Annotated in this window: 11 protein-coding genes; 7 read left to right on the top strand and 4 right to left on the bottom strand. The window is 65.5% G+C overall.

What is annotated here, in order from left to right; translation table 11 throughout:
• Positions 1–88: 88 nt before the first annotated feature.
• From JL37_RS06165 to JL37_RS06180, 4 genes are all read right to left on the bottom strand, one after another.
• Positions 89–925 carry an IclR family transcriptional regulator gene (locus tag JL37_RS06165; protein ID WP_043542692.1) on the bottom strand — a complete coding sequence of 279 codons (837 nt, stop codon included), beginning with the start codon at positions 923–925 and terminating at the stop codon, positions 89–91.
• A 15-nt stretch (positions 926–940) separates the two neighbouring features.
• Positions 941–1,702, bottom strand: coding sequence for an SDR family NAD(P)-dependent oxidoreductase (locus JL37_RS06170; protein ID WP_043542693.1), 762 nt, complete (start codon positions 1,700–1,702; stop codon positions 941–943).
• On the bottom strand, positions 1,702–2,913 hold the full coding sequence (locus JL37_RS06175) for an ABC transporter substrate-binding protein (RefSeq protein WP_043542694.1): 1,212 nt from the start codon (positions 2,911–2,913) through the stop codon (positions 1,702–1,704). Before JL37_RS06175 ends, JL37_RS06170 begins: the two co-directional genes overlap by 1 nt.
• A 147-nt stretch (positions 2,914–3,060) precedes the next feature.
• Positions 3,061–3,459 (bottom strand): cupin domain-containing protein, encoded by a 399-nt coding sequence (locus tag JL37_RS06180; protein WP_043542695.1) that lies wholly within the window; start codon positions 3,457–3,459, stop codon positions 3,061–3,063.
• Between the two features lie 177 nt (positions 3,460–3,636).
• Between JL37_RS06180 and JL37_RS06185 the strand changes: the two genes are divergently transcribed.
• The 7 genes from JL37_RS06185 to JL37_RS06215 all read left to right on the top strand — a co-directional run bounded on the left by JL37_RS06185 (position 3,637) and on the right by JL37_RS06215 (position 9,091).
• Entirely contained in the window at positions 3,637–4,416 is a 780-nt protein-coding gene (locus JL37_RS06185; RefSeq protein WP_043542696.1) for an SDR family NAD(P)-dependent oxidoreductase, read from the top strand.
• 10 nt (positions 4,417–4,426) lie between these two features.
• Positions 4,427–5,188, top strand: a complete 762-nt coding sequence (locus JL37_RS06190) for an ABC transporter ATP-binding protein (protein WP_043542697.1) — start codon at positions 4,427–4,429, stop codon at positions 5,186–5,188.
• Between the two features lies 1 nt (position 5,189).
• Positions 5,190–5,882, top strand: a complete 693-nt coding sequence (locus JL37_RS06195; protein WP_043542698.1) for an ABC transporter ATP-binding protein — start codon at positions 5,190–5,192, stop codon at positions 5,880–5,882.
• Positions 5,883–5,894: 12 nt separating this feature from the next.
• On the top strand, positions 5,895–7,772 hold the full coding sequence (locus tag JL37_RS06200) for an ABC transporter permease (protein ID WP_043542699.1): 1,878 nt from the start codon (positions 5,895–5,897) through the stop codon (positions 7,770–7,772).
• Entirely contained in the window at positions 7,772–8,074 is a 303-nt protein-coding gene (locus JL37_RS06205; protein WP_043542700.1) for a Dabb family protein, read from the top strand. Before JL37_RS06200 ends, JL37_RS06205 begins: the two co-directional genes overlap by 1 nt.
• Before the next feature lie 148 nt (positions 8,075–8,222).
• A complete protein-coding gene (locus JL37_RS06210; RefSeq protein ID WP_043542701.1) occupies positions 8,223–8,918 on the top strand; it encodes a fumarylacetoacetate hydrolase family protein in 696 nt (231 codons plus the stop codon).
• A gap of 41 nt (positions 8,919–8,959) precedes the next feature.
• Positions 8,960–9,091, top strand: a complete 132-nt coding sequence (locus JL37_RS06215) for an entericidin A/B family lipoprotein (protein ID WP_042792660.1) — start codon at positions 8,960–8,962, stop codon at positions 9,089–9,091.
• The last annotated feature ends 157 nt before the right edge of the window (positions 9,092–9,248 follow it).

A 9,248-nucleotide genomic window follows, 5' to 3' on the forward strand; every position in this document is an offset into this window, starting at 1 on the left:
CAGCGTGGGGGCTATTTTTGCCGCCGGGCCGCCCCAAGGCAAAAACGGCCCCCTCGGGGGGCAGCAAGCCGAAGGCGCAGCGTGGGGGCTATTTCTTTAGCCGTGCCGGCGATGAGCCGGCCGGCGTTTTGGAGCGGCGCGGCCGCGACGGCATGATGCCGATCGCCGCCGCGCCGTTGCTTTGCGGGGCCTGCAGGTTCTGCGACACCTGCGCGGCCGCGACCTGGATGCGCGCCCGCAGGATATCCAGCCGCTCTTCCGAGGTGCGGGCCTCGGCGGCAATGAACACCAGGCTGCCGACCACCTTCTGTTCGGGGCTGAAGATCGCCGAGCCGATGCCGATCAGCCCGCGATCGATCTCGCCGTGCGAAACGTACACGCCCGCGTTGCGCAGGCGCTTCAGGTTGGCGCGGAATTCATCCCAGTCTTCACCCAGGCCGGCCTCGCGGATTTCCGCGCTGTGCCAGAGCATCAGGTTGCGCAGCTGATAGGGCGGCAGGTTGGCCAGGATGGGCTTGGCCGTGGCCCCGTGGAACATGGTGTAGGGGCGGCCGCGGGCATAGCTGGACTCGATGGAATTGTCCGTCCAGTAGCGGTCCACGCACATGACTTTGTCGCCATAGTAGCTGCAGAGCATCAGGTTGGCGTGCAGCTCGTCGCCCGTGGCGCGCATGACGTCGCGCGCGGCCCGCATCAGGGGATCGTGTTGGCGCAGGTGGCGGTCCAGCTCGATGATGCGCGATCCCAGCACGTAGGCGCCGCCGGAGGTGGGCGCGAGCAGGCCGCTCTCGGTCAGCGACTTCAGATAGCGGTACGCCGTAGCGCGCGAGCACTCCAGATGCGCCATGACGTCTTCCTGGAACGCGGCGGTGGTGTCGTCGCGAAAGAGGTCGAGGATGGACAACATGCGGTCTGGGGTGCTCATTGCGGGATGGCGCGCCTAGTGAATGTGGAAGCCGCCGTTGACGTCGACCACGATGCCGGTTGAGTAGGAGGACAGGTCCGAGGCCAGGAAAAGAATGGCTTGAGCGACTTCGGCGGGCGAGCCGAAACGCTGGAGCGGAATGCCCTGTTTGAGTTCTTGTTCCCAATTTTCGCCGAATTTGCCCAGCGTCATGTCCGTTTCGATGATGCCCGGCGCCACGCAATTGGCGCGGACGCCGCGTGGGCCCAGTTCGCGGGCCAGCGCCTTGGTGAAACTGATGACGCCGCCCTTGGACGCGGCATAGTGCGAGCCGCCGAGCAGACCTCCGCCGCGTAGCGCGGCAGTGGAGCCCAGATTGACGATGGCGGGGCGTCGCGGGCTGTCCAGCAGGGCCGGCAGCGCCGCGTGGGTGACGTTGTAGGTGCCGGTCAGGTTCACTTCGATCATGCGGCGGAATTCATCCTCGGGCAGGTCCCAGATGCGCGTGGCGGCGACGATGCCGGCGTTATTGACCAGCACGTCGATCCCGCCGAGCGCGGCCTTCGCCTGTTCTACCGCGGTTGCGCAGGATGCCTGGCGCGATACGTCGCAATGCAGGTTGACCCGGCCCCCCTCAAGCGCCGGGGCGGCGCCTTCGGGATAGGCCTGGTCCAGCACGGCGACGGCAGCGCCTTGCGCGATGAACAAGTCCACGATGGCCGCGCCGATGCCCCGGGGGTTGGCGCCCCCCGTGACAATGGCGCGCTTGCCGGCAAGCAGCCCAGGCGCGCCGTCCATCACGGCTTCACCAGCGAGCAGCCGCCGTCCTGCAGCGGACGGAAGGCCTGTTCTGCGGGAATCTTGCGGACGAGGTTGTAGTAGTCCCAGTCGCGCTTGGATTCCGACGGCTTCTTGACCTGGAACAGATAGAGGTCGCGCATGACGCGGCCGTCCTCGCGGATCCGGCCGTTCTCGGTCATGAAGTCGTTGATAGGCGTTTCATGCATTTTCTTCAGCACGGCCTCGGAGCCGTCGGTGCCCGCCGCCTTGATGGCGTTCAGATAATGCATGGTCGCGCTGTAATTGCTCGCCTGCACCATGGAGGGCATGCGGCCGGTGCGCTTGAAATAGCGTTCGGACCATTGCCGCGCCTTGTCGTCCTGGTCCCAGTAGAACGGCTCCACCAGGTTCAGGCCCTGCGCGTATTCCAGCCCCACGCTGCGCACGTCCACGATGCTCATGAACAGCGCCGCCACGCGCTGCTTGCTGCCCATGATGCCGAACTCGAATGCCTGCTTGATGCTGTTGATGGTGTCGCCGCTGCCATTGGCCAGGCCGATGACCTGGGCCTTGGAAGCTTGCGCCTGCAGCAGGAACGAGGAAAAGTCGGCGCTGGCGATGGGGTGGCGGACGCTGCCCACGACCTGCCCGCCCTTGGACTTGACCACCGCCATGGCGTCGCGCTCCAGCGAATGGCCGAAGGCATAGTCGGAGGTGATGAAATACCAGCTCTTGCCGCCGTCTTCCATGACGCCATTGGCCACGCCGGTGGCGTAGGCGTAGGTGTCGTAGGTCCAATGCATGCCGTTGGGCGAGCAGGCCTTGCCGGTCAGATCGGCGGAGCCGGCGCTGGTGAAGATCACCACGCGCTTCATCTGCCGGGTCAGGTCCTGCACCGCGAGCGCGATGGCGGAATTGGGCACGTCCAGGATCAGGTCCACCTTGTCGTTTTCGTACCAGCGGCGCGCCGTCGCCACGCCGATGTCCACCTTGTTCTGGTGGTCCGCCGAAATGACTTCGATGGGCTTGCCCAGCACGGTTCCGCCGAAATCCTCGACGGCCATCTTCACGGCTTCGACGCCGAACTTGCCGGAGAGGTCGGCCATCATGCCGGACTGGTCTCCCAGCACGCCGATCTTCACGACGTCATCCGACACCTGCGCCTGGGCGGACACGGAAAGGGCGCCCAGCACGCAGGCGGCAAGGCTGTTCTTCAAACGGGTCTTCATGGGGTATGTCTCCTCGGGGGCTTCGAGTCCAGCGCGCCATCCTGTGCCGGGCGGTCGCGCAAAAAAGTGCCTTCACGCCGCGTCTTTGGCTTGCTGCGGCCCGAGGGGACGCTTTTGCCTTAGAGCGGCCTGGCGGCAAAAAAAAGCTTATTCCAGCGTCTGGCCGGCGTAGCCTTCGATGAACAGATTGGGTTTCAGGAAGAAGCTGAGCACCAGCGCGCCGTTGGGCGCGCGCGCCACGTGCCGGTTGCCGCGAGGGCGCCAGACGTAGTCGCCCGCGCAGACCTCGCCTTCGGCATCGACGATCGAGCCTTCCAGCACATAGGTCTGCTCGACCTCTACGTGCTCGTGCAGCGGGAGCTCGGTGCCGGGTTGCCAGCGGAACAGGGCGGTAAGCAGGCCGGACTCCTTGTCCTGCATCAGGATCTTCATATCGATGCCTTCCACCTGCGTGGGCTTCCACGGGAGGTCGGCGACTTTCAGGAAGCGCGAGGCCAAGGGCGGCAGCGCGTTGGCTGCGGGGCAGCCGGGGGTTTCGAGGGCCATGATTGTCTCCTAGCCAGAACTCTTTATAAGAGATAAAGAAAAAATCTTGTTATTGAGTGTTTAAAAATAGTCGCGTATATTGAGATTTATGTCAATCAGGTTTTCTTGAAACGGAGGCCTGATCGGACGCAGGCCGGGCCCAGAGATCCGGTCGCATACAAGATCTAGGAGACAAGCTTGAAACACGACTATCTGGACCGGACGTTCGGTCTGGCGGGGCGCGTCGCGCTGGTGACCGGCGCGGCGCGGGGATTGGGCTACGCGATCGCGCAGGCGCTGGGCCGGGCGGGCGCGCAGGTAGTGGTCAATGACCTGTCCCCCGAGGCCTGCGAAGCCGCTTGCGAACGCCTGGGGCAGGAGGGCATCAAGGCCCTCGGCGCACCGTTCGACGTGGCCGACGGCGACGCGGTCGCCCGGGCCGTTGCCGGCCTCGAGGACACGGGGCTGGCGATCGACGTGCTGGTCAGCAATGCGGGCAACCAGAACCGCAAAGCCGTGGTGGAAATGAGCCCAGCCGAATGGCAGGCGTTGCAGAACGTCCACGTCAACGGCGCGTTCAACTGCGCGCGCGCCGTGCTGCCGGCCATGGGCAAGCGCGGCTTCGGCCGCATCATCCTGATGTCGTCCGTGGCGGGGCAGGCGACCATGCCGAACATCGCGGCCTACGCAACGGCCAAGGGCGCCGTCGCGGCCTTCACCCGAGCGCTGGCCGTGGAGTACGGGGGCAGCGGCATCACGTGCAACGCACTGGCCCCGGGGTTCGTGCGCACCGACTTCACCCAGGGCCTGCAGGACAATCCGCAGTTCCAGTCCTTCCTGTCCACGGCCGTTCCGGTCGGCCGCTGGGCCGCGCCGGAAGACATCGCTCCGGCGGTGGTCTACCTGGCCTCGCCAGGCGCGTCGTTCGTCAACGGGCACGTCCTGGCGATAGACGGCGGCCTGCTGGCCCGCATGTAGGAGATCCGCCATGAACCCCCAAGCGGTCCTGTCCGCCCGTGGGCTGGTCAAGCGCTTCGGCGGCTTCAACGCCGTCGACGACGTGTCCCTGTCCCTGCGGGAAGGCTCCATCCACGCCCTGATCGGCCCCAACGGCGCGGGCAAAACCACCTGCTTCAACCTGCTGACCAAATTCCTCACCCCGGACGCCGGCGCCATCCACTATCGCGGCCGCGACATCACGGCGCTCGCTCCGGAGCAGATCGCGCGGCTGGGCATCGTCCGTTCTTTCCAGATATCCGCGGTATTTCTTGGCCTTACGGCCTTGCAGAACATGCGCGTGGCGCTGATGCGGCAGCATGGCGACGGCTGGCGCTTCTGGCGCAGCCGCCGCAGCATCGACCGCCTCAATGGGCGCGCGATGGAGCTGCTGGACGCGGTCGGCCTGGCCGCGCTGGCGGACACGACCGCCGCCTTGTTGCCCTACGGCCGCAAGCGCGCGCTGGAAATCGCGATTACCCTGGCGCTGGAACCGGAAATCATGCTTCTGGACGAACCGATGGCCGGGCTGGGCCAGGAGGACGTGGCACGCATTGCCGCGCTGATCCGCAGCGTCTCGGTCAACCGCAGCATCCTCATGGTCGAGCACAACCTCTCGGTGGTGGCGGACCTTTCCGACACGATCACCGTGCTGGCGCGCGGCGCGGTGCTGGCGCAGGGCGACTATGCCGCCGTGTCGCGCGACGAGCGCGTCATCACGGCCTACATGGGTTCGGACGAGGAGACGCACTGAGATGCTGGAGATCAAAAAACTCAATGCGTGGTACGGCGAATCGCACGTGTTGCACGGCGTGGACCTGAACGTGAACCGCGGGGAACTCGTCACCATTCTTGGACGCAACGGCGCCGGCAAGACGACGACCCTGCGCGCCATCATGGGCATCCTGGACAAGCGCCGCGGCTCCATCCTCCTGAACGGGCGCGAGACGGTGAACATGGCTCCGCACCGCATCCCGCGGCTGGGCGTGGTGTATTGCCCGGAAGAGCGGGCGGTGTTCCGCAGCCTCAGCGTGACCGAGAACCTGATGCTGCCGCCGCGGCTGGCGGACGGTGGCATGTCGCTGGACGAGATCTACACCCTGTTTCCCAACCTGCGCGAACGCAGCGCCAGTTCCGGCGGCAACCTGTCCGGCGGCGAGCAGCAGATGCTGGCGATCGCGCGCATCCTGCGCACGGGCGCCCAGCTCATCCTGCTGGACGAACCTACCGAGGGCCTGGCCCCGGTCATCGTGCAGCAGATCGGGCATGCCATCCGTACCTTGAAAGAGCGGGGCTTCACCATCGTGCTGGTCGAGCAGAACTTCCGGTTCGCGAGCAAGGTAGCCGACCGCCATTACGTGATGGAACACGGCTGCGTGGTCGACCAGCTGTCGGCGGAAGAGGCGCGCAACGATCCCGAGCGGATCATGCGCCGCCTGGGTGTCTGAGGGAGAATCCACGTGTTCGAAATTTTCGGCGTGCCGTCCACGGCACTATTCGGCCAGCTGCTGCTCGGCCTGATCAACGGTTCGTTCTACGCCTTGCTCTCGATCGGGCTGGCGGTGATCTTCGGCCTGTTGAACATCATCAATTTCGCCCATGGCGCGCAGTACACGGCCGGCGCGTTCCTGGCCTGGATGCTGCTGAACTACCTGGGCGTGAACTACTGGGCCGCGCTGGTGCTGGTGCCGCTCATCATGGCGGCCTTCGCCATCGTGGTCGAGCGCGCGCTGATCTCGCGCACCTACCGCATGGACCACCTGTACGGCCTGCTGCTGACCTTCGGCATTGCGTTGCTGATCGAAGGCGGGCTGCGCCAGGCCTATGGCGTGTCGGGGCTGCCCTACACCATCCCCAAGGCGCTGATGGGCGGCGTCAACCTGGGCTTCATGTTCCTGCCCTGGTATCGCGGCTGGGCGGTCGTCGTGTCGCTGGTATTGTGCCTGGCCGTCTGGGTGCTGATCGAGAAGACCCGCGTTGGCGCCATGCTGCGCGCGGCGACGGAAAACCCGACGGTGGTGCGTTCGTTCGGCATCAACGTGCCGCTGCTCATCACGCTGACCTACGCGCTTGGCGTGGCCCTGGCCTCGGTGGCGGGCGTGATCGCCGCGCCGATCTACCAGGTCAGTCCGATGATGGGGTCCAACCTGGTCGTCGTCGTGTTTGCGGTGGTGGTGATTGGCGGCATGGGGTCCATCATGGGGGCCATCGTCAGCGGCTTCGGCCTTGGCATCATCGAGGGCCTGACCAAAGTGTTCTATCCCGAGGCCGCCAACCTGGCGATTTTCATCATCATGGTGCTGGTGCTGCTGTGCAAGCCCGCAGGGCTGTTCGGCAAGCCTCTGCAGGTGCAGAACGTGCTGGCGGCCGAAGCGACCCGCGAGCCTGTGCAGTTGGGCCGCCGCGGCATGCGTGTGGCGATGGCGGCGCTGGCGGTTGCGGCGCTGGTGGCGCCGTGGTTCATCTATCCCACCTTCCTGATGAAGGTGCTGTGCTTCGCCTTGTTCGCGGCAGCCTTCAACCTGCTGGTGGGCTACGTGGGCCTGCTGTCGTTCGGCCATGCCGCGTTCTTCGGAGCGGCGGCGTATGCGACCGGCATCGTGATGAAGCTGCTGGGCGCCACGCCGGAGCTCGGCCTGCTGGCCGGGGTGCTGACCGGCGGCCTGCTGGGCCTGGCGTTCGGCGCCATCGCCATCCGCCGCCAGGGCATCTACTTCGCGATGATCACGCTGGCGCTGTCGCAACTGGTGTACTTCATCGCGGTCCAGGCGGGCTTCACTGGAGGCGAGGACGGCCTGCAGAGCGTGCCGCGCGGCAAGCTGTTCGGCATCTTCGACCTGCAAGGCGTGATGCCCATGTACTACTTCACGCTGCTGGTCTTCGCGCTGGGCTACGCCTTCGTGCTGCGCGTGCTGAACTCGCCGTTCGGGGAAGTGATCCGCTCGGTGCGCGACAACGAGCAGCGCGCCCGTTCGCTGGGCTATTCGACGTCGCGGTACAAGCTCATGGCGTTCACCCTGTCCGCCTCGGTGGCGGGCCTGGCCGGTGGGCTGAAGGTGCTGGTGTTCGGCGTGGCGTCGCTGACCGACGTGCACTGGCATGCCAACGGGGAGGTGGTGCTGATGGCGCTGCTGGGCGGCATCGGCACGGTGTTCGGCCCGCTGGCCGGCGCCTTCACTTTCGTGTCGCTGCAGAACTACCTGGCGCCGCTGGGGTCCTGGGTGCTCATCGCCCAGGGGGTTATTTTTGTCCTGTGCGTGCTGCTGTTCCGAGACGGCATCATGGGGCTGATCGCGCGGGCCTGGCTGGCGCTTACCCGATCGAAAAAGGAATCCTGATGTACTTGCATGTCGTAATGCTGCAACTTTCCGATGCCGCCGACGAGCGCTTCCACGACCGGGTCCAGGGCTATTGCCAGCGGATCCTGTCGGAGTGCGACGGGGTTTCTGCGTATGCCTTCCGGCGCAACGAAGCCAGCCGCTCGGACGGCCTGACGCACGCCGTGGTGGCCGCGTTCGGCGACAGCCCCGCGCACGATCGCTACCAGGTGTCGCCGGCGCACCAGGAAATGAAGGCCTACATGGCGGATTTCATCGAACGCCTGGTGGTGTTCGACGGGGAAATCCCTACGTTGGCCTGAACGCCCGATGACCGCGCCCGGCCGCGCGGAAAGGGATAAACTCGCGAATGGTTTTCATCGCCTGGCCGCCCAAGGCGACACTGCCCCCTTGGGGGCAGCAAGCGCTTAGCCGGTTTCCGGTCACGTATTCATCATAGGTTGATTGAACATGGACTACGTATTGCCTCCCCAGCCGCCCGTGGCGGTTCCCGTTGCCGGCAGCGCCGCGCTGTTCCCGGTACGCCGTGTCTATTGCGTCGGCCGCAATTACGCCGAGCACGCCAAGGAAATGGGCTTCACCGGCCGTGAAGATCCGTTCTTCTTCTGCAAGCCCGCCGACGCGGTGCTGAGCGTGGCCGACGGCGAAACCGGCAAGATGCCGTATCCGCCCAAGACTTCCAACCTGCACTACGAGATGGAACTCGTCGTCGTGCTGGGCAAGGGCGGGCGCAACATTCCGGTCGAAGAGGCCAATGAATGCGTGTGGGGCTATGCGCTGGGCCTGGACATGACTCGCCGCGACCTGCAGGGCGAAATGAAGAAGCAGGGGCGTCCCTGGGAAATCGGCAAGGCGTTCGATCTGTCCGCGCCGCTGGGCCCGATCCACCCCCGCAGCGTGGTCGGCACCCTGGACAAGGGCGCCATCTGGCTGGACGTGAACGGCCAGCGCAAGCAGTCCAGCGACATCTCGCAAATGCTGTGGAATGTGCCGGAAAGCATCGCCTACCTGTCGGGCCTGTTCGAACTGCAGCCGGGCGACATCATCTTCACCGGCACGCCGGAGGGCGTGGGCGCGGTGCTGCAGGGGGATGTCATCACGGGCGGCGTCGAGGGCCTGGGCGAACTCCGCGTCGAAATCGTCTAAAGTACGGGCCGGAACCGTTTTATCACTATAGGAGCGCCAGCATGCGCAGCAAGATCGTGCTGACCGCCTTCGTCGTGTTCGGCTTTGTCCTCGCCGGTTGCAACACCGTCGCGGGCATGGGCAAGGACATGTCCAAGGCTGGCAACGCCATCACCAACGCCGCCGACAAGTAATCGTCGCCGCCGGCAAGAAAAAGCCCCTTGATCGCTCAAGGGGCTTTTTCTTTGGCGGACCAGGCATTAAACCGTTTCCCCGCCGGGCCGCCCCAAGGGGAAACCGTGTATGGACCGGGGACATGGGTAACAGGTGTACGAGGACATAGGTGACACT

Source organism: Achromobacter sp. RTa (genome assembly GCF_000757485.1).
GTDB lineage: Bacteria > Pseudomonadota > Gammaproteobacteria > Burkholderiales > Burkholderiaceae_B > Achromobacter.